This is a genomic window from Sulfitobacter sp. LC.270.F.C4 (assembly GCF_032922545.1).
GTDB lineage: Bacteria > Pseudomonadota > Alphaproteobacteria > Rhodobacterales > Rhodobacteraceae > Sulfitobacter > Sulfitobacter profundi.
In genome coordinates this window covers 2,556,771-2,576,188 of the sequence record NZ_CP136692.1, presented here as the reverse complement: position 1 = coordinate 2,576,188, position 19,418 = coordinate 2,556,771, and the positions used below count along the sequence as shown (strand labels likewise).

General features: G+C 62.8%; 19 protein-coding genes, 1 tRNA gene and 1 other RNA gene. 13 read left to right on the top strand and 8 right to left on the bottom strand.

Annotated features, from left to right (window positions below):
- The first annotated feature begins 63 nt into the window (after nucleotides 1-63).
- The 5 genes from dnaG (at nucleotide 64) to R1T45_RS16440 (ending at nucleotide 5,675) form a co-directional block, all read left to right on the top strand.
- Entirely contained in the window at nucleotides 64-2,064 is a 2,001-nt protein-coding gene (gene dnaG / locus R1T45_RS16460) for a DNA primase (protein WP_317389621.1), read from the top strand.
- Between the two features lie 136 nt (nucleotides 2,065-2,200).
- Nucleotides 2,201-4,183, top strand: a complete 1,983-nt coding sequence (gene rpoD, locus R1T45_RS16455) for an RNA polymerase sigma factor RpoD (protein ID WP_120352171.1) — start codon at nucleotides 2,201-2,203, stop codon at nucleotides 4,181-4,183.
- A 101-nt stretch (nucleotides 4,184-4,284) separates the two neighbouring features.
- Entirely contained in the window at nucleotides 4,285-4,698 is a 414-nt protein-coding gene (locus R1T45_RS16450) for a hypothetical protein (protein WP_259948932.1), read from the top strand.
- A gap of 79 nt (nucleotides 4,699-4,777) precedes the next feature.
- Nucleotides 4,778-5,257, top strand: a complete 480-nt coding sequence (locus R1T45_RS16445; protein WP_317389620.1) for a hypothetical protein — start codon at nucleotides 4,778-4,780, stop codon at nucleotides 5,255-5,257.
- 1 nt (nucleotide 5,258) lies between these two features.
- Nucleotides 5,259-5,675, top strand: a complete 417-nt coding sequence (locus R1T45_RS16440; protein WP_120350670.1) for a secondary thiamine-phosphate synthase enzyme YjbQ — start codon at nucleotides 5,259-5,261, stop codon at nucleotides 5,673-5,675.
- An 18-nt stretch (nucleotides 5,676-5,693) separates the two neighbouring features.
- On the opposite strand, the gene R1T45_RS16435 is transcribed toward R1T45_RS16440, so the two are convergent.
- Nucleotides 5,694-6,365, bottom strand: a complete 672-nt coding sequence (locus tag R1T45_RS16435; RefSeq protein ID WP_120350671.1) for an SDR family oxidoreductase — start codon at nucleotides 6,363-6,365, stop codon at nucleotides 5,694-5,696.
- A 186-nt stretch (nucleotides 6,366-6,551) separates the two neighbouring features.
- Between R1T45_RS16435 and nrdR the strand changes: the two genes are divergently transcribed.
- Entirely contained in the window at nucleotides 6,552-7,019 is a 468-nt protein-coding gene (nrdR, locus tag R1T45_RS16430; RefSeq protein WP_067264800.1) for a transcriptional regulator NrdR, read from the top strand.
- A gap of 29 nt (nucleotides 7,020-7,048) precedes the next feature.
- Nucleotides 7,049-8,128 carry a bifunctional diaminohydroxyphosphoribosylaminopyrimidine deaminase/5-amino-6-(5-phosphoribosylamino)uracil reductase RibD gene (gene ribD, locus R1T45_RS16425; protein ID WP_317391112.1) on the top strand — a complete coding sequence of 360 codons (1,080 nt, stop codon included), beginning with the start codon at nucleotides 7,049-7,051 and terminating at the stop codon, nucleotides 8,126-8,128.
- A gap of 3 nt (nucleotides 8,129-8,131) precedes the next feature.
- Here the strand turns inward: ribD and R1T45_RS16420 are convergent, their stop codons facing one another.
- From R1T45_RS16420 to R1T45_RS16410, 3 genes are all read right to left on the bottom strand, one after another.
- Nucleotides 8,132-10,156 carry a capsular polysaccharide biosynthesis protein gene (locus R1T45_RS16420; RefSeq protein WP_120350672.1) on the bottom strand — a complete coding sequence of 675 codons (2,025 nt, stop codon included), beginning with the start codon at nucleotides 10,154-10,156 and terminating at the stop codon, nucleotides 8,132-8,134.
- 9 nt (nucleotides 10,157-10,165) lie between these two features.
- Nucleotides 10,166-11,299, bottom strand: coding sequence for a polysaccharide biosynthesis/export family protein (locus tag R1T45_RS16415; RefSeq protein ID WP_317389619.1), 1,134 nt, complete (start codon nucleotides 11,297-11,299; stop codon nucleotides 10,166-10,168).
- 114 nt (nucleotides 11,300-11,413) lie between these two features.
- A complete protein-coding gene (locus R1T45_RS16410) occupies nucleotides 11,414-12,706 on the bottom strand; it encodes a capsule biosynthesis protein (RefSeq protein ID WP_260012537.1) in 1,293 nt (430 codons plus the stop codon).
- Nucleotides 12,707-12,834: 128 nt separating this feature from the next.
- On the opposite strand from R1T45_RS16410, the gene R1T45_RS16405 reads away from it, so the two are divergent.
- The 4 genes from R1T45_RS16405 to nusB all read left to right on the top strand — a co-directional run bounded on the left by R1T45_RS16405 (nucleotide 12,835) and on the right by nusB (nucleotide 15,658).
- Nucleotides 12,835-13,422, top strand: coding sequence for a riboflavin synthase (locus tag R1T45_RS16405; protein WP_317389618.1), 588 nt, complete (start codon nucleotides 12,835-12,837; stop codon nucleotides 13,420-13,422).
- 81 nt (nucleotides 13,423-13,503) lie between these two features.
- Nucleotides 13,504-14,628: a 3,4-dihydroxy-2-butanone-4-phosphate synthase gene (ribB, locus tag R1T45_RS16400; protein WP_132446112.1), complete on the top strand. Its 1,125-nt coding sequence runs from the start codon at nucleotides 13,504-13,506 to the stop codon at nucleotides 14,626-14,628.
- A 5-nt stretch (nucleotides 14,629-14,633) separates the two neighbouring features.
- Nucleotides 14,634-15,185, top strand: a complete 552-nt coding sequence (locus tag R1T45_RS16395) for a 6,7-dimethyl-8-ribityllumazine synthase (RefSeq protein WP_120350677.1) — start codon at nucleotides 14,634-14,636, stop codon at nucleotides 15,183-15,185.
- Nucleotides 15,182-15,658 carry a transcription antitermination factor NusB gene (gene nusB, locus R1T45_RS16390; protein ID WP_120350678.1) on the top strand — a complete coding sequence of 159 codons (477 nt, stop codon included), beginning with the start codon at nucleotides 15,182-15,184 and terminating at the stop codon, nucleotides 15,656-15,658. Before R1T45_RS16395 ends, nusB begins: the two co-directional genes overlap by 4 nt.
- A gap of 58 nt (nucleotides 15,659-15,716) precedes the next feature.
- Here nusB and ssrS read toward each other — a convergent pair.
- The 3 genes from ssrS to R1T45_RS16375 all read right to left on the bottom strand — a co-directional run bounded on the left by ssrS (nucleotide 15,717) and on the right by R1T45_RS16375 (nucleotide 18,049).
- Nucleotides 15,717-15,871, bottom strand: a non-coding RNA gene (gene ssrS / locus R1T45_RS16385) — 6S RNA.
- A 76-nt stretch (nucleotides 15,872-15,947) separates the two neighbouring features.
- Nucleotides 15,948-16,724 carry a hypothetical protein gene (locus tag R1T45_RS16380; protein ID WP_317389617.1) on the bottom strand — a complete coding sequence of 259 codons (777 nt, stop codon included), beginning with the start codon at nucleotides 16,722-16,724 and terminating at the stop codon, nucleotides 15,948-15,950.
- Nucleotides 16,721-18,049 (bottom strand): hypothetical protein, encoded by a 1,329-nt coding sequence (locus tag R1T45_RS16375; protein ID WP_317389616.1) that lies wholly within the window; start codon nucleotides 18,047-18,049, stop codon nucleotides 16,721-16,723. Before R1T45_RS16375 ends, R1T45_RS16380 begins: the two co-directional genes overlap by 4 nt.
- An 89-nt stretch (nucleotides 18,050-18,138) precedes the next feature.
- On the opposite strand from R1T45_RS16375, the gene R1T45_RS16370 reads away from it, so the two are divergent.
- Complete coding sequence (locus R1T45_RS16370) at nucleotides 18,139-18,615, top strand: MmcB family DNA repair protein (RefSeq protein ID WP_240791651.1); 477 nt, start codon at nucleotides 18,139-18,141, stop codon at nucleotides 18,613-18,615.
- A gap of 96 nt (nucleotides 18,616-18,711) precedes the next feature.
- Here the strand turns inward: R1T45_RS16370 and R1T45_RS16365 are convergent, their stop codons facing one another.
- Nucleotides 18,712-18,900, bottom strand: coding sequence for a DUF6324 family protein (locus R1T45_RS16365; RefSeq protein WP_067624462.1), 189 nt, complete (start codon nucleotides 18,898-18,900; stop codon nucleotides 18,712-18,714).
- A 362-nt stretch (nucleotides 18,901-19,262) separates the two neighbouring features.
- Between R1T45_RS16365 and R1T45_RS16360 the strand changes: the two genes are divergently transcribed.
- A tRNA-His gene (locus tag R1T45_RS16360) sits at nucleotides 19,263-19,339 on the top strand.
- Nucleotides 19,340-19,418 lie beyond the last annotated feature (79 nt).

Below are 19,418 nucleotides of genomic sequence, written 5' to 3'. Positions count from 1 at the left end.
TTGCCGCCCGTGGCTGACCTGCCTCCTCTGGACTCTGATCCGCCCCAGCCGGTATATGAAACCATGAGCCTGCCCCCTGGATTTTTGGAAGAACTGCGTGACCGCGCCAGCCTGTCTCAGGTGGTGGGGCGCAAGGTCATATGGGACAACCGAAAGTCCAATCAGGGCAAGGGCGACATGTGGGCGCCATGCCCTTTCCATCAGGAAAAATCCGCCAGCTTCCACGTCGATGACCGCAAGGGGTTCTACTACTGCTTTGGCTGCCACGCGAAGGGGGATGCGATCTCTTTCGTGCGCGAGACCGAGAATGTGAGCTTTATGGAGGCGGTAGAGATCATCGCCCGTGAAGTCGGCATGCCGGTGCCCAAGCAAGACCCGCGCGCGCAGGCTAAGGCTGACAAGCGCACGCAACTGGCCGAGGTCATGGAGCAAGCGGTGCAGTGGTTCCGCCTGCAATTGCGCACCGGCGCGGCGGGGGCGGCGCGGGACTATTTGATCAAGCGCGGCCTCTCGGAACAGGCGCAGGCGCATTGGGAGATTGGCTTTGCGCCGAACAGTTGGCAGGGGCTTTGGGATGCCCTCAAATCTAAGGGCGTGGCGGATGAGTTGATCCTTGGTGCGGGGCTGGCGAAACCCTCGTCCAAGGGGGGAAAACCCTATGACACTTTTCGCGGGCGCATTATGTTCCCGATCCGCGATGCGCGGGGGCGGGCGATTGCTTTTGGCGGTCGCGCGATGGACCCAGAGGACAAGGCGAAATACCTCAACTCGCCTGAGACAGAACTCTTCGACAAGGGCCGCAGCCTTTACAATGTGAAAGACGCCCGCGCCGCTGCAGGTCGGGGGCAGGCGTTGATCGTGGCCGAAGGCTATATGGATGTGATCGCCCTGCATGGGGCGGGGTTTGAAGGCGCCGTGGCCCCGCTTGGCACTGCGATTACCGAGAACCAGTTGCAGATGCTTTGGCGGATCGCGCCCGAGCCGATTATTACGCTGGATGGCGACGCGGCGGGCCAGCGTGCTGCGCTTCGCCTGATCGATCTGGCGCTTCCGCTGCTAGAGGCCGGGCAAAGCCTGCGTTTCGCGGTGATGCCCGAGGGGCAAGACCCCGACGATCTGCTGCGGGCCCAAGGGGCCGGGGCCTTGCAAAAGCTCTTAGACAGCGCCCTGCCCATGGTGCGCCTGCTGTGGCAGCGCGAGACCGAGGGCAAAGTCTTTGACAGCCCCGAACGAAAAGCGGCGCTGGATAAAAGTCTGCGTGAAAAGATCAAACTTATCCGCGATCCGTCGATCCGCAGCCACTATGGGCAAGAGATCAAAGACCTGCGGTGGGACCTCTTCCGCCCGCAAAAACAGCGCCCTGAATTCCGCCCCGTGGGCGGCAGGGGGCCGGGCAAGGGCGGGGGCAAAGGGGGCAAGGGTGCTCCATGGGGCGCGCCGCTGGCCCCTTTGGCGAGCACGAAAGCCTCGGCCCTCGTGGCGATGAGCGATGAACAGGTGGGCATGCATCTGCGCGAGGCGGTGATCCTCGTGGCCCTCGTGGACTGCCCGCAATTGGTCGAGACTTTCGAGACCGGGTTAGAGGCGATGCGCTGCGACGATCCCGACCACGCCCGGCTGCGCGATCTGCTGCTGCGCTTTGGCCATGCGGGTCAAGAGACGCTGCGCGATGAGATTTCCTATTCGCTGGGCTGGGAGACACTTGAAAACATGAGGGGGCAACGCCACGTTGCCATCACGCCCTGCATTCGCAATCCCGGCAACGTGGACATGACCCGCCTGACTGTGGCCGAGGAACTGGCCAAGCTGGATGCCGCCCGTGGGCTGAACGAAGAGATTGCCGAAGCCGTCGAAGACCTAAGTGGCCCGGCGGACGAGGGGGTAACCTGGCGTCTGAGCGAAGCGGCCCGCGCCGCCGACCTTGCCCGCCGCAGCGCGCAGGAAGAAAGCAACGGGGAATTCGACGTGGGCGACAACGGCATGACCATGGACCGCGATGAACGCAGCGCACTGGATGCGCTCTTGGGAACGATTAAATATGAGAAGTCGAAGGGTCGCGGATGAGGCATCAGCGTGGCCCATTTGCAGGACTTTTTGAAAATGCTGGGCAACGGGTTTAAGAATCACCAATAACCCCGCATGATTCGGAAAACCGAATCGTCTGCGGATGATTCGCGCTGACGCGCTGAAGGAGCATGAGATGGCTGCCAAAGATACGAATGACGACGCAAAGAGCAACGATTCAGAGGCTGGCCACTCGCTCGACATGAGCCAAGCCGCCGTGAAGAAGATGATCGGCGAGGCCCGCGAGAAGGGCTATATCACCTATGATCAGCTCAACACAGTGCTGCCGCCCGATCAGGTAAGCTCGGAACAAATCGAAGACGTGATGTCGATGCTGTCGGAAATGGGCATCAACATCATCGAAGACGAAGAGGCCGAAGAGGAAGAGAACAAAGGCTCGACCGAAGTCACGACCACCGAGTCCAACCGTGATGTGGCGTTGTCCTCTGGCACCTCTGAAAAACTCGACCGCACCGATGACCCGGTCCGCATGTACCTGCGCGAGATGGGCAGCGTTGAGTTGCTTAGCCGTGAGGGCGAGATCGCCATCGCCAAGCGGATCGAGGCCGGCCGCAACACGATGATCGCGGGGCTTTGCGAAAGCCCGCTGACGTTTCAGGCGATTACCATCTGGCGCGACGAACTTCTGTCCGAAGACATTTTGCTGCGCGACGTGATCGACCTTGAGGCGACTTTTGGCACGCAGATGGGCGATGAGGAAGAAACCACGCCGGTCGTGGCCCCTGCCGCCGGGACCGAGACCAAGAGCGAAGAAGCCAAGCCCGAGTACGACGCCGACGGCAACCCGATCTCATCCGACGACGACGACGATGAGGACGAACAGGCCAACATGAGCCTTGCGGCCATGGAAGCGGCGCTGAAGCCTCAGGTTCTCGAAGCGCTCGACATCATCGCCGACGACTACGAAAAGCTCAGCGCGATGCAGGACAGCCGCATCTCGGCCACGCTGAACGAAGACGGGTCTTTCACCAAAGATCAGGAAGCGATGTACCAAAAGCTGCGGTCCGAGATCGTGCTGTTGGTGAATGAACTGCACCTGCACAACAACCGTATCGAAGCCCTGATCGACCAGCTTTACGGCATCAACCGCCGCATCATGCAGATCGACAGCGCGATGGTAAAGCTCGCCGACCAAGCGCGCATCAACCGCAAGGAGTTCGTCGACAACTACCGTGGCTACGAGCTTGATCCCAACTGGATGGAGCGGATGGCCGAGAAGTCCGGTCGCGGTTGGCAGATGTTTATCGAACGCTCTAGCGACAAGGTCGAAGAATTGCGCGCTGACATGGCGCAGGTCGGTCAGTATGTCGGTCTTGATATCTCTGAATTCCGCCGTATCGTGCAGCAGGTCCAGAAGGGCGAAAAAGAAGCCCGTCAGGCCAAGAAGGAAATGGTCGAAGCGAACCTGCGCCTCGTCATCTCCATCGCCAAGAAGTACACGAACCGCGGCTTGCAATTCCTTGATCTTATTCAGGAAGGTAACATCGGCCTGATGAAGGCCGTGGATAAGTTCGAATACCGCCGCGGCTACAAGTTCTCCACCTATGCGACATGGTGGATCCGTCAGGCGATCACCCGTTCGATCGCCGATCAGGCGCGCACCATCCGTATTCCGGTGCATATGATCGAGACGATCAACAAGCTGGTTCGGACCGGTCGTCAGATGCTGCACGAAATCGGCCGCGAGCCGACGCCAGAGGAACTGGCCGAGAAGCTGCAGATGCCGCTCGAAAAGGTCCGCAAGGTGATGAAAATCGCCAAAGAGCCGATCAGCCTTGAGACGCCCATCGGCGATGAGGAAGACAGCCAACTGGGCGATTTCATTGAGGACAAGAATGCCGTGCTGCCGCTCGACAGCGCCATTCAGGAAAACCTCAAGGAAACCACGACGCGTGTGCTGTCTTCGCTCACCCCGCGGGAGGAGCGTGTCCTGCGGATGCGGTTTGGTATCGGCATGAACACCGACCACACGCTCGAAGAAGTCGGTCAGCAGTTCTCGGTCACCCGCGAACGTATTCGCCAGATCGAAGCCAAGGCACTGCGCAAGCTCAAACACCCGAGCCGTTCGCGCAAGCTGCGCAGCTTCCTTGATCAATAAAACGATGCGCGGCCCCGGTGGCCGCGTTTCCTTTTGCGGGGTGGGCCTTTGACCTGCCGCGCGCGCCGCTTACATCAATGGGATATCCCAAGGAGGATCCCATGATGCGCAAAACTCTCCTTACCCTTCTGTGCTTGGTGCTGCCGCTGCAAGCCGCCGCGCAGGCCTATCGGGCCGAGAATTGGTTGGTCGTCGTGCCCCTCACGGCGCGTGATTTTGAAGTGATCGAAGACCACGGCGCAGGCGCGCGTCACGTCTGGTGCGCCGCTGCGGAGTTTGCGCAGGATGTTTTGGGCCTGCCGCGCAGTGAGCGGCTTTTCATCAAAACGCCCCGTGGACCGTCGCTCAGCGGTGTGGGCCGAACCGGCGTTGTTTTCACCACCGATCCCGAGCGGGTGAACGGCGATATCCGGCAGTCCTATTCCGTCACCCTGCGCCGCGCGGGAGAGAACCTGCCCAGCCACCATGCGCGCCAGTTCTGTTTGGACCACCTGATCGAGTTGGAAGATTTCTAGAGCCACACTCTGACCCAGACCGTTGTTTGCGCGGCACCTCGGGCCTATCCTGCGTGGGATGTTGCGGTGGATCAATCTCATGCGTCTCGTTCTTGCCAGCCTGTTTCTGACCCTCGGCGTCAGCCAAGCCGCTGCCCTTTGCGACGCAGGCAGCACCACGGTTTTGAGCTGTACGACCGGCAGGGGCACCAAGCAGTTGGATGTCTGTATCACCGGGGATCGCGTGACCTACCGCTTTGGCCCTCACACCGCGCCTGACCTGAGGCTGAGCGCTCCGATCAAGGAGGTCGCGCATCAGCCTTGGCCGGGGATTGGTCGCGCCATTCGGGAGAGCACGACCTTTCGCAACGGGGCGTTTTCCTATGAGGTCTACGGCGCATACGACAAGATTGATCAAACCAGCAATGGCGGTGTGACAGTGACCGAGCAGGGCCGAGAGATCGCGGCGCTTACCTGCGACAGCGGCACGGCGGAACTGGGGCTCTTTGCGCTCAGCGATGCGAAACAGGCGGCGGGCCAATGCTGGGACGCTGACGCGCAAAATTGGGGAGCCTGCTAAGATGCAGACTGTATTTACCGTCGAAACGCGCGGGCAGGCGCTCTACGAATTCACCGATGATGTGGCCCGCTGGCTTGCCGGGCAGGGGGATGGGCTGCTGACGCTCCTTGTGCGGCACACCTCTGCCTCGCTGTTGATCCAAGAGAACGCCGATCCAGACGTGCAGCGCGACCTCTTGGCCTATTTCGCGCGACTGGTGCCGCCTGCGGATGCGCCGCAAATGGGCTATCTCACGCATCTGTTGGAAGGGCCGGATGACATGCCTGCGCATATCAAAGCCTCGGTTCTGCCCGTCAGCCTCAGCATCCCCGTGGGGCGGGGGCGGATGATGCTGGGGACATGGCAGGGCATCTATCTGTTCGAGCACCGCAACGCCCCCCATCACCGCCAAATCGCGGCGCATTTCCGGCCCGACTGACGCCGGACCGGACCGGGCTTAGCCCGTCGGCATCAGATGGATTTCACGCACCGCCGCCCGCGCAGGCGCGTCGAGCGCATGCATGACGGCATTTGCCACGTCCTCAGGTTGCAGCTTGTCGGGTTTGGCCTCATCGAAAAAGGCCGTATCGACCATGCCGGGGGACACCACCATGCAGCGGCCACCCCATTCGGCCATCTCATCCGCCAGATTGCCCGCGAAGCCGTGGATGAACCATTTGGTGGCGCTATAAATCGAGCCTTGGATATGGCGCCGTCCTGCGGCAGAGCCGGTGACGACATATTGCCCGGTCGTTTTGCGCAGATGCGGCATGGCGGCATGAGCGGTATAGAGCGCGCCCATGATATTGAGGTCTACCATCGCCTTCCAATCCTGCGGATCGCCCTTTTCGGTGCCCGCCGGGCTGGTGCCACGTCCGGCATTGGCGAATGCCGCATCGACCCCGCCAAAGTGATCGGCGAGCTTGTCGAGCGCCTGTTTCTGCGTGTCGTAATCGGTGGCGTCGCCCACGAGCACCAGCGCCTGATCACCGATCTCATCGGCGAGGGCGTTCAGTTTCTCTTCGCTGCGGGCGAACAGGCCGATGTTCCAGCCCGCCTTGGCTGCGGCTCGCGCGGTGGCCGCGCCGATCCCGCTGGAGGCACCGGTGAGGAAAAGTGTCTTGGTCATAGCATACTCCGTTTATGTCCTTGGCTGACCAACGCAGGGGCATGGCGTTGGGTCCATGACACATTTTTGAACGCAACATCTAGCTGTGGAAATCTTCTCTACCCAAAACCTCGCGGCTCCCCTATAAGTTTTGACAAGAGGGCCGCGCGCCCCACAAGTGAGGCAGGATGAAGAGGGGGACGGCCCATGCGCTGCCCGTTTTGCGGAAATATCGACACCCAAGTGAAAGACAGCCGCCCGGCCGAGGATCACGTCTCGATTCGGCGCAGACGGTTTTGCCCGGCCTGCGGGGGTCGTTTTACCACTTATGAACGGGTGCAGCTGCGCGATCTTGTGGTGATCAAAACCTCTGGCAAACGCGAAGACTTTGACCGCGACAAGCTGGAACGCTCGATCCGCATCTCCATGCAAAAACGCCCCATCGATCCCGAGCGTATCGATCAGATGATCTCTGGCATCGTGCGGCGGTTGGAAAGCATGGGCGAGACCGACATCAGCTCGAAACACATCGGCGAGATCGTGATGGAGGCGCTCGCCCGTATCGACACCGTGGCCTATGTGCGTTTCGCCTCTGTTTACAAGAACTTCCAAGCCGCGGATGATTTCGATAAATTCGTCCAAGAACTGCGGCCCGACGCCCTGCCGGAAGAGTGACCGGCGATCGGGTGAGCGACGCGCGGTTCATGGCGCTTGCGCTGTCCTTGGGGCGGCGCGGGCAGGGCAATGTCTGGCCCAACCCGGCGGTCGGCTGTGTCATCGTGCAAGGCGCTCGGATCGTTGGGCGCGGTTGGACCCAGCCCGGCGGGCGCCCCCATGCCGAGCCGCAGGCGCTGGCGCAGGCGGGCGCTGCGGCGCGCGGGGCGACGGTCTGTGTCACGCTTGAGCCCTGTTCCCACCACGGTAAGACACCGCCCTGCGCGCAGGCGCTGATCGACGCGGGCGTGGCGCGGGTGGTGATCGCGACGCAAGATGACGACGCGCGGGTGAACGGACGCGGCATCGCGATGTTGCGCGCGGCGGGGATCGAGGTCTCAGTCGGGCTGCACGAAGACGCGGCCCGCGCGGATAACGCGGGTTTCTTCTGCCGTACCGATTTGGGCCGTCCGATGCTCACGCTGAAGCTGGCCAATTCCTTTGACGGGCGCATCGCCACCGGTACGGGCGAGAGCCAGTGGATCACCGACGCCCCGGCGCGGCGGTTGACCCATGCCATGCGCGCGCGGCACGACGCGGTGATGGTCGGGGCAGGCACCGCGCGCAAGGATGATCCAAGCCTCACGGTGCGCGGTCTTGGCGTCGCCCAGCAACCGGCCCGCGTCGTCGTCTCGCGCAGGCTTGACCTGCCGCTGATGGGGCAGTTGGCGCGGACGGCGGCAGAGGTGCCGTTGATCCTCTGCCATGGCACGGATGCCGATCCGGCCTTGGTCAAAGCGTGGTCCGATCTGGGGGCGACGCTGCTGCCGTGCGCGGCGCGGGGGGCGCAATTGAACCCCACTGATGTGTTGCGGCAACTGGCGGGCCATGGGCTCACCCGTATCTTCTGCGAGGGCGGCAGCGCCTTGGCCGCGTCCTTGATTGAGGCGGATCTGGTCGACCGGCTGGTGGGCTTTACCGCTGGGCTGGTGATCGGCGCCGAAGGTCTGCCGGGGATCGGAGCGCTCGGTCTTTCGCGGCTGGCCGAGGCGCCGCGCTTTGCCCTGCAATCGAGCCAGCAGATCGGGCCGGACTTGCTGCACGTTTGGCGTCGGAACGCGGCCGACTAAACGCTACCGCCGCCAGAGGTGGCTCTGGCTGGCAAAGACCCCTTGAAGTTTCGACAGCAGCCGGTTGCCCAGCCCGGCGCGGGGCAGGCTGCCGGAAGCCAGCCGTTCGACCACCACTTCGACGGGGCAGGGCAGGCCGCTTAGCGGATCGCGGTAGCGTGGGTAGTCGATGAGGGCAGCATGGACCAGCCCTTCCAACGTCGGTTGCGCCCGGCGGCGGGGCGGCACATCGCTCCGGTCTTCGGTCAGCCCCCAGCCTGCGTAAAAAGGCGCGCCCAAGGTCACGACCGGCACGCGGCGCAGCAGGGCTTCGAACCCCAAGAGCGAGGTCATGGTCCAAACCGCATCGACCTGATCCAAAAGCGCCATCGGGTCGGCGTGGTGCAGGATCAGATCGGCGTCGCCCGCCTCGGTCGCGCCTTTGCGCAGGCCCGCTTCGACATCGGGGTGGGGTTTGTAGAGGATCACGGCATCCGGGTTGGCGGCACGGGCGGCGGCCAGCAGGGCCGCGTTGCTGCGCACGGTGTCTGTGCCAGTGAGGATCGAAGCGTCATCTTCCACCTGACCGGGCACAAGGATGCGGCGTCCCGCTGGCAGATCGGGCGCGGCGCCGCCAAGGTTGTATTTACTCAGCCCCGCGCCGGTGAGCCTGTCGATCAGCGCGCGGGCGCGGGCCAGTTGATCGGGGCGCAGCTCGGCGCGCTTTTCGATCCATTTTTCCAGACGGCTTGGCCCTTGGGGGTCGTAGTAGATGCCCAGATCATCGCAGACCAGCGACAGGGGCGGGACCAGTTCGGCCCCCAGCCCGCGGGAGCGGAGAAAGCCATCCTCCACCCTCAATGCGCCTTGGGGCGCGGTCTCTGCCTGGTTGGCCCAGACCATGGCGCGGCGGGGCGGCTGCGGCGTCTCTGCAGCGCCTTTGCGAAAGCGAAGCGGCGTTGACGCGCCAAAGAATTGCTGCAGCGGACGGCGCTTCCACAGGCGCATGCCCCATGCGTCCCAACCGGCATGATCTTCTCGCCACGCGCGGGCCTGCGCGGCGAGGCAGGCGAGGGCCGTCTCGAAATCCCCGAGCCGGTCGCGATAGGGATCGTACCACGCCGGATAAAGGATCATCGCCGCCGCGAAGAGTTGCGCTCGGGTAAGGAGGCGTTGGCGGCGTTGGACAGGGAATTCATCCTCCGTCAGCCCCCAACCGGCGTAGAAGGGCTGGCCAAAGACACGCGGCTTATGACCTGCAAAAATCGCCTCGAACCCCATTTGCGAAGAGACGGTATAGACACCCACCGCCCCCTCAAACAAGCTCCAAGGGCTGACCGGATCGGTCAGCAGGGTGATCCGGTCGTTGCTGTCCTCGGGTCTGTAGTGGCCGGGACGAAACCCCTGGGCCGTTTCGGGGTGGGTTTTGATGATGACCCGCGCGCCGGGGTGTTCCTCTTGGGCGAAAACGAGCATCTCTAGAAACCGTGCGCGATCCGCGCCCGAGGCGGTGACTGATGCATCGCCGCGCGTCTGGTCGATCACCAGCACATAGCCCGGATCAGGCGCAGGCGTGGCAGGGTCAAAGCCCGCGTATTTGGTCAGATGCGCCTCGGCCAACTGCGCCATGCCGCCCCGCGCGCGGTCCAGAAGGGCGGTGTCGTCCAAAGGGTGACGGGCCAGAAGTTCTTCAAGGTCGGAAGGTTGGGCAGGGTCGAAATGCGCCCCCCGGCTGTCGATCAGTAGCCCCAAGGGCGGCTCCCCTGCGCGGCCCGGATGGAGCGAACGCAGCCACGCGTCTTCAACCCGGATCACCGGCACATCGCGTTTCGCGGCCACCGCCAGCCCGCGGTGCGCGGTGGGGGAGTTGCCCCAAACCGCCACGGCATCACCAGGGCCAGGCAGGCCAAGACGCAAGGAATGGCCCGACAGCTGCAAAATGCGCCGCACCCGCCGCTGCGTCAGAAACCCGCCGTTATATACGAAAAGCCGCCGGCTCCTTTCGGGACCGGCGGCAGGGTATTGGTATGGGTCAGCTTCAAAGGCCACCGGCGTGGATCAGCCGCTGGTGAGCGATGAGATGCTGTCGGCCGAACTTGCCGTGCCTGTGATGGCCGAAATCACCTTGCTCCACTGGGTGAAGGGGGCTTCGGTCACATAGATCGTGTCACCGTCGCGGATCACAAAGTCACGGGCCATGAACATGCCGTTGGGCTTGGTCAGATCGGTCACATAGACCAAGCGCTGCGCGCCGGTCAGATCACTGCGGCCCAGCACCTGCTCGGCGACCTCTTCAGGCTCATTGCGGAAGACGAAAACGCCGGTGGGATCAGCCGAGATCGGGCTCAGCCCGCCGACCTGCGCGATGCCTTCCAAAAGCGAGAGGTTCTGCGATTCAAAGGGCACGCGGGCCTGACCGCCGGTGGCGCCAAGGGCGGTGAAAGAACGTGTGTCTTCCTCGACCAGAATGCGGTCGCCGGGGCGCAGCGCGATATCAAGTTCGGGGTGGTCATAGAGGTCTTGGAACCAGATTTTGCCCCGCTGCCCGCCACGGATCACGGTGACCTGAGCGATTTCGGGAATGATGGTCACACCGCCTGCGCGGGCCAGCATGGCGGCCAGCGTGCGGGTGGGGCGCTCAATCGGGTAAACGCCCTGCGCGCCGATGGAGCCAATCAGCGACACGGTTGAGCCATCGCCTGCCGCGCGGCGCACTTCGACCTGCGGGTCGGGGGTCTGTTCGCCCAATTTTTGGGTGATGATGCGGCGGATGGCCTCGGGCGTGTTGCCCGCGGCGCGGATGCGGCCTGCGTAAGGAATAAAGATAAAGCCCGCGCCATCGACCTGCACTTCTTCCAGCAGGGTGGCAGGGGCACCTTCGACACCCAGCAGCGGATCGTCGACGTTCTCGTAAACGGTGATGCCGAGGATGTCGCCCGGTTGGATCGTGTCAGAGCCGACCCGGCCTGCGTTTTTAAAGCTTTCGGAAAAGCCAAGCGCGGGGGCCACGGCGGTGGCACGGGTGACGCGGTCGTTCACGCTGATGACAAAGGCATCGCCCTCGCGCTGAACGGAGCCTGCATAGATTTGCCGCTTGTTCGGCCCGACCTGCGGCAAACCACAAGATGAGATGACGGCCACTGCCGCCAGTGCTGCGACGGGACGCGCCCACCGGAAAGATACGGATTTCACTGCCCGGTCTCCTCGACCTGAAATATCTGCCTCGAAATCGCCAATTGTTTTGGCGTATTACTATGCAACTTAGCGCAGCCTAACGAAAAAATCTACAGGCCGGAATGGGTTAACTCAGGTGACGACCCGCAACTGTTGCCGAGGGGCCGCGGTGCCCTGTTCCAGCGCGTCATATGGGTCGTCGGGCGCGAGCATCATATCGACCACTTGGCGCAGCAATTGCCGCCGCCCCCGCGCGGCATAGAACCCGCCCGGAACCTGAGAAGTTTCAAGGAGATAGCGGCGGTAGTCCTTATAGGCGCGGTTGTCGGGGCGGCTGGCCGTGGCAAAGAAATCCGGCAAAGGCTGGTCCGACACGAATTCTGGCTGGGAATAGACCGCCCGGCCAAAGACCTTGAGGGGGATGCCGCGCCAAAGCACCTGTTGCCCGGCGGTAGAGTTCACCGTGACCGCGCTGCGGGTGTCGTTCAAAAGCTGTGCCAGCTTGCCGCCGCGGACAAAATGCACCCGGTCTGAAACGCCGAAGGCACGTGCCAGCCGTTTGACATCGCGCCGCACGGGGACGCGGCCATCCTCCAGCGGATGCGCCTTGATGACGAGATGGTGGTGCTGCGGCGCGCCCTTGGCAAAGCCTTCGATCACCAACTCTAGGAAATCGGCCATCGTGTCGAAGGGTGAATGCTTTTGGAAAGAGGAATCATGCTCAAGTTGCAGCAGCGCCAGATGATAGGGAAAACCGCCCAGCCGGATTTTTAGCGTCGCCAGCAAACGGTCGGCGGCCAGCACCGGCATCAGCAGCAGGCGCTTGAGGTAGAGGCGGAATTCCTTGGTCACCGGCAGGCTGCGGTGGGGTTTGAAATTGCGGTAGTCGCCGTTTCGGAACATCACGAACCAATGGTAAAGCGCGCCGTAAAAGATGTGGTGCCGCATGTCGCCCCAGTGGCCGGGGGGCAGGGGGGCTTCCATGTCCGAGCGCGCCAGCGCTGCCTGCATCTGCGGAATGGTCATCTCCATCAGGCGCGAGTTGCCGTTTGAGCCGCCGCGCTCATAGGTGACCCAATAGGGCCGCATATAGCCTTCCTCGAAAACATGCACGGTGATGCCGCGGCGCTTGGCCTCGGCCACCGCTTCGGCGTGGATGGGCCGTGTGTCACCATAAAGCACGATGTCGGTGACCTGTTTTTGCTCTAACAGGGTGGCGAAAACGCTCGGCCAGTCCTCAACCGTGCCGCGATAGGGGATGTAGGTCGACGGATGAAACCAAAAGGCCCGGTCGCCCGCGTTGAACCCTACGCGCCAGACCTCAGCGCCCGCCCGGCGCAGCATCTTGCCCAGACTGTTGAAGAAAGGCCCATGCGGGCCTTGCAGGAACAAGAAGGTGCGGGCGGGGGCAGCGGTCACGGTCATACGGGTCCTAAATCGGCGTGTTTTACCCTAAACCACCATATAATAGGGGCGACAATGTGGCGTCACCCGCTCTTGCCTGTGGCGGTGCGCGGGTTTACCACTGCGCCAAACAGCAAAGGAGCCTATCCATGTTCACCGGCATTATCACAGACGTTGGCAGCGTGACCAAGCTGGAACAGGAAGGCGACCTGCGCGCGCGCATTCAGACCGGCTATGACACCAGCAGCATCGACATGGGCGCGTCAATCGCTAGCGACGGGGTCTGCCTGACGGTCGTGGGGCTGGGCGATGATTGGTACGAGGTACAGATCAGCGCCGAGACGGTGGCCAAGACCAACCTAGGCCAGCGTTGGGCCGAAGGGCGGCGCGTGAACCTTGAACGCGCGTTGAAGGTGGGCGATGAGCTGGGCGGGCATATCGTCTCGGGCCATGTCGATGGCGTGGCCGAGATTACCGAGATGAAAGATGAGGGCGACAGCACCCGCGTGACGCTGCGCGCGCCGAAGGATTTGGCGCGGTTTATCGCGCCCAAGGGTTCCGTGGCGCTGAACGGCACCTCGCTGACGGTGAATGACGTCGAAGGCTGGGATTTTGGCATCAACTTCATTCCGCATACCAAAGAGGTGACCACTTGGGGTGACGCCAAGGTTGGCGATCTGGTCAACCTCGAAATCGACACGCTGGCGCGCTACGTCGCGCGGCTGAACGAGATGTGACGCGGCGCCCTTCGGGGCGCGCTCTGGCCAAGCGGCGCAGGTCAGGCTAAGAGCCGGGCAACAGATAGATGGAAGCAGCCGATGCAATTTGACAAACCCGGACCGGTCGAGACAGGGCTGAGCGACGCGATTTCGCCGATCGAAGACATCATCGAAGACGCGCGCCAAGGTCGCATGTTCATTCTGGTGGACCATGAGGACCGCGAGAACGAAGGCGATCTGGTGATCCCGGCGCAGTTTGCCGATGCCGCGGCGATCAATTTCATGGCGACCCACGGACGCGGGCTGATCTGCCTGCCAATGACGTCGGCACGGGTTGATCACCTCGGTCTGCCGATGATGGCGGTGAACAACTCCTCGCGGCATGAAACGGCCTTTACCGTCAGCATTGAAGCGCGTGAGGGCGTGAGCACCGGCATTTCGGCGGCGGATCGTGCGCTGACCGTGGCGGTGGCGATCTCAGAGCAAGCTGGTTCGGCAGATATCGCGACGCCCGGCCATGTCTTCCCCCTGCGTGCCCGCGATGGTGGCGTGCTGGTGCGTGCCGGACATACCGAAGCGGCGGTCGATATTTCGCGACTTGCGGGGCTGCACCCTTCGGGCGTGATCTGCGAGATCATGAAAGATGATGGCGAAATGGCGCGTCTGCCGGATTTGGTGGAATTCGCCGCCGAGCATAAGCTTAAGATCGGCACGATCAGCGACCTGATCACCTACCGCCACAAACACGACAACCTGCTGGTGGAACGTGACAGCCGCACCGTGACCTCGGCTTATGGTGGAGACTGGCAGATGCGGGTCTTCTCTGACGAAATCACGGGCACTGACCATGTGGTGCTGACCAAGGGCGATATCTCAACCCCCGAGCCGGTGCTGATCCGGACCCATGCGATCAACGCGCTGGAAGACATTCTGGGCCTTGGCCCCAGCCCGGCGGATGAATTGCCCCGCGCGATGCAGATCATCGCCGATGAAGGGCGGGGGGCCGTGGTGCTGTTCCGCGACCCTTACCCGCGCCTGCGGCTGGATGCCGAAGATGATGAGCGTCCGCGCACCATCAAACGCACCGGGCTGGGCGCGCAGATCCTGTCGTCGATGGGGCTGCATGAGTTGGTCCTGCTGACCGACAATCCCGACACGCGCTATCTGGGCCTTGATGCCTATGCGCTGGAAATCGTGGGCACCCGGCCCATCACCACGGAGTAATCGCCATGGCTTCCGCCGAAGAACACACCATCCTGCCGCGCCCGGAATTTGATGAGCCGGTGAAGCTGCTGATCGTTGTCTCGCCCTATTATTCGGACATTGCGAACGGCATGCTGACCGGCGCCAAGGCCGAGCTTGAGGCCGCCGGTGCGACCTATGAGATCATCGAGATGCCCGGCGCGTTGGAGATTCCCACCGCCATCGGCATTTCCGACCGAGGCAGCAATTTTGACGGCTATGTCGCGCTTGGCTGCGTGATCCGTGGCGAGACGACGCATTATGAAACCGTCTGCAACGACAGCAGCCGCGCCTTGCAACTGCTTGGTCTGCAAGGGCTTTGCATCGGCAATGGCATCCTGACCGTCGAGAACAAGAAACAAGCCGAGGTCCGCGCCGACCCTGAGGGGCAAAACAAAGGTGGCGGGGCGGCGGCTGCGGCCTTGCATCTTATCGCGCTCGCTCGTAAATGGGGCCGCCAGAGCAAGGGCATCGGGTTCAAGCCATTCGGGCAGGACACTTTGATGGCCGGCGATACGGATGGATCAAACCTCGCATGACCAGCAACGCGCTTTCGGGCAATCAGAAACGTAAGATGAAGTCGGCCTCGCGGCTCTATGCCGTGCAGGCGCTGTTCCAGATGGAGCATTCCGCGCAGACGGTCGATGTCGTGCGTCACGAGTTCATCGACCACCGTTTCGGCGCCGTCTATGAGGGTGACGAAATGCAGGAGGGGGATGTCGATCACTTCTCTCGCGTGCTTGAAGATGCGGTGAACTACCAGGCACCGATCGACCAGATGGCCAACCGTGCAATCGTCGCCAAATGGGCCATCGCCCGGATCGACCCGACCCTGCGCGCGCTGTTCCGCGCCGCGGGTGCCGAGCTCCGCCATGACGATACGCCGCCGCGTGTGGTGATCAAGGAATACGTCGACGTGGCGCATTCGTTCTTCCCCGAAGGGCGCGAGCCGAGCTTTGTGAACGCCGTGCTCGACCATATGGCCCGCGAGGCCCGTCCCGAAGCGTTTTAAACGCAAGGAAAAGTGGCCCCGAGGGGCCATCAACCACATCATTATCTTGGGAAAAGTGACGGGAACCGCGCCTGCCGCTGCTGTTTTATATTCCCGAGGACCTGTATGTACAGGTGGGCGCCAGGTAACCGAACCAGGGCTCGGACAGAGCCAGCTCCCTCGGATTTGCTTAAGGCCACTGGAATGTAACGTTCACGAACAGGGCAGAACCCGTCGACCCCCGATGTAGGGTCCATGGGGGGCTGCGGCAAGGGGGCGAAGGTGGATTTGCAAAACTACTGCGCTCCGCTCAGTCCTCAGAAGGGATAAAGCCATAGCGGCGTAACTCTTCCGGCAGCAGCACGTAGATTTCATCGGGCGGGGTGACCAGCGCATGCTGCATCACCAGCGGGTCTACCCCCATGTCATCCAGATAGCGCATCACCTCTCCTTGGCCGCGTTGGATATCCTCAACGGCGACAAAGGCGGGCAGGATCGTGCTTTCGCCAAAGTAATGCTGATGTACCCCGACCGAGGCGCTGTCGGGGACCGTGCGTGCCTCGCCTGCGGCCAGCAGGTAGGGGCAGGCGGAATAGCAGATGTCGCCCTCACGCAGCGCGGTATCGAACCCTTCGCGGCGCAGGTAGCGGCCCAGTTCCAGCGCATCGCGGACCGACCCGCCGGGGGAGTTGAGATAGATTTCCTCGGGCGCGGGGGAAAGCTCGGCCAGTTGCTTGGCGATCCGCTCTGCATCGCCTGCTTCGATGGTGCCTTCTAACAATGCCGCGCGACCGCCAGAGACGGGCGTCAGGATCAGCCGGTCGGGCAGGGCGGTATCGGGCATCGGCTGGCCGGGATTTGGCGCGCGTTCGGGGCGAAAGCGGCGGGTCTGGTCGCCGGGGCGGATGGGCTCGGTCAGTTCCGGTGCGCGCGGGCCAAAGCCGGGCAGGCGCAGTCCTTCGCCCAAATCGCCCCAGAACAGCAGCACCGCGAGGCCCAGTTGAAAGATCAGCACGCCGATCAGCACCCGCCCGACGATGGGCGGGCGGCGGGTGCCTTCCAGTTTCTCCGAAGTCTCCTCGCTCATGTGCTTTTTATCGGCGTGACGTGGCCGGGGGCGTCTTCAAGCACGCTCTCATCGGGCAAAGGGGCGGCTTCGGCGGTGGGGCGTTTGTGGGCGGGGCTTTCTTGCATCGCCACATCGACATCGCGCACGGCGGCCAGTGCTGCGCGCAGCTCGGCAAGGGTCAGCGTGTCTTCGACCGCGGCCCCCTCGCGGCCAGAGCGGATCGCGCCTTGGGTAATGGCGAGGATCATCACCAGCACGGCGGGCAACAGGTCAATCGCAATCGCCCCGGCCCAAGAGGGCACGAAGTTGCGCGCATAGAGGATCACGGCATCGGCGCTGGAGATCGGCGTATAGGTCGTGTCGGCGGCGGGCGGCATGGCCTGCACATCCTGCGCCGCGCGTTCCAATGTCGCTGCACGCTGCGCCAGCACTTCGAGCACCGAGGTGATCGTTGCGCCCTGCGCGCCGCGCTGTTCTTCGTTGCTGCCGTCCAGTTCCGGCAGCACGACGGAGGCCGCCAAATCCTGCGCCGCGCGTTCAACCAGTGGTGCGACCGAAAGTTGCCGCAAACGGGTAATCAGACCGGCAAGGCGCACGGCCTGTTCGGAAAACTCGACCGAGCGTGCTTGGACCGGGCCGGGCTCTACCGTCAGCGCGCGCATCCGGCTGAGGATTTGGTTGCCCTCTGCAAAGGCGTCATTCACCAGCGGGGTCTGCGTGGCGATCTGCGCCTCTAGCCCTGCCAATTCCGCCGATTTCTGCCGCAGGACACGGAACACCGCGCCGCGTCCGGCAAGGCCCGAAAGGCTGCCCGCGGCCTCTTGTTCGCTCAGGTCCTCGAAGCTCTGTCTAACCCGCGCCACGTCACGCTCAAGCCCTTGAGCGGAAAGGGCAATTTCATGGGTGCGTTCTAGCGCGCCTTGGTAGTCTTGCACCGTTTCGGCCAGATGCTGTTCGACCGCCGCCGACCCGGCCAGCGCCGCGGCGTTCAGCCAACTCGACATCGCGATGATCGCCACGGAGCCGAGACCCATCGCCCCCAAAAGCCCCATCCGCGCCCGTGTCGTGCGCACGGCAGGGAAGAGCCGCAGGAGATAGGACCAAAAGACGAAGATACCGACCGAAACCGCCACGGAATAGGCAATCGCGGCAAAGGCCGACATGGCGCCGTTGTCATCAAGCAGTGAGGAAACGCCAAGGTAGGTGTAGATGCCCGAGGCCACGGCGAGGACACCAAGCGCCGTGCCAGAGAATGTGTCGAGCCATGTCAAATGGCCCTCCAATTCACGGGCATAGCGCACCCCGCGCGCCTGTGTCTCACTCATCGGTTCGCGTTGTGCCATGGGCCCCCCTCGCTTTGCTTGTTTGAAGATAGGGGGTTGTGGGGGAAATACCAAACTTTCCGGTTTGGGCTCTTGCGAATGTTCACCAAATGTTCATATTTGTCGCTATGATGGAAAACGAGATACGACAGTTCCAACCCGGTCAGCTTCTGGCGCGGGGGGTGATGCGGCATTTGGCCGATCTGGGTTTCGCCTCTGTTGAGGAACTGGTGCCAACGCGCGGCCTGCGGGTGGACGTGATGGCACTTGGCCCCAAGGGGGAGATTTGGATCGTCGAATGTAAATCCTGCCGCGCCGATTTCATGGGTGATGCAAAATGGGAGGGCTATTTGGAATGGGCGGACCGGTTCTTTTGGGCCGTCGACAGTGATTTTCCGGTCGAGCTGCTGCCGGAGGACAGCGGCCTTATCATCGGTGACGCCTATGGGGCCGAGATCGTTCGGATGAGCGATGAGACCAAGCTTGCGCCCGCCCGGCGCAAGGTGATGGTGCAAAAATTCGCGACCCATGCCGCCCGGCGCCTGCATCGGCTGCGCGATCCAGATATGGTGCCGAACTGGTCTTGATTGTGGGGCCGGGCGCAGTTTTTGCTTCGAAAGGGTGCCTTGGCAGAGTGCTGGAAGAACGCAATGCCCTGCAGGCTACCGTTCCCTCAAAGGGGCTTAGCGCCCCTTTTTGCCCGCGCGGTTCGCGGCGGCCATGATTTCTTCGGCGATTTCGCGGGCTTCCTCGGGCGTGAAATCCATCGGAATTTCAACGCCGTCCCCTTCGACAAAAAGGCGGACCATGCCTTTGTCGGTCGGGCCGATTTGCAGGTTTGCTTCGATATCGCGTTCGGTGTCGATGCCCATGGGAGCCTCCGGTTTGGTGGGGCTTATCGCTAGCGCGGCGTGGCAGAAAAGGCAAGGGATCTTGCGGTGTTCCGGGGCTTTGGGGACCGGGATTCGGCAAGGTGCGGATGCCTGCGGGAAACGCTGACCTTCTATGCGGCGCGTGGTGGGCTACAATGCCGTTTTCTGGCACACCTCTGAGCCGAAAGGACTGAAGAAGGCGAGGTTTAAGGGCAGGGGCGCAAGAACCAATGGTCAGCCGCCGAAGTTTCCCCCGGAAAAGGTGACGCTCGGGATGACGCGAAAATTCTGCCCAAAACCGACCATTCTTCTGTCCCTGAGGTCTTGCATTCCTCTGCCACGGGCGCTAAATCCGCCCCAGTGCCGCCTTAGCTCAGTTGGTTAGAGCGCTTGATTGTGGATCAAGAGGTCCCTGGTTCGAGACCAGGAGGTGGTACCATCCCCCCCCTTTAGTACATCGGTCACTCTTTCCAGCGAGGCTGGCACCTGTCCGCGAGGGCTGGCCGCGCGGTGCCGCG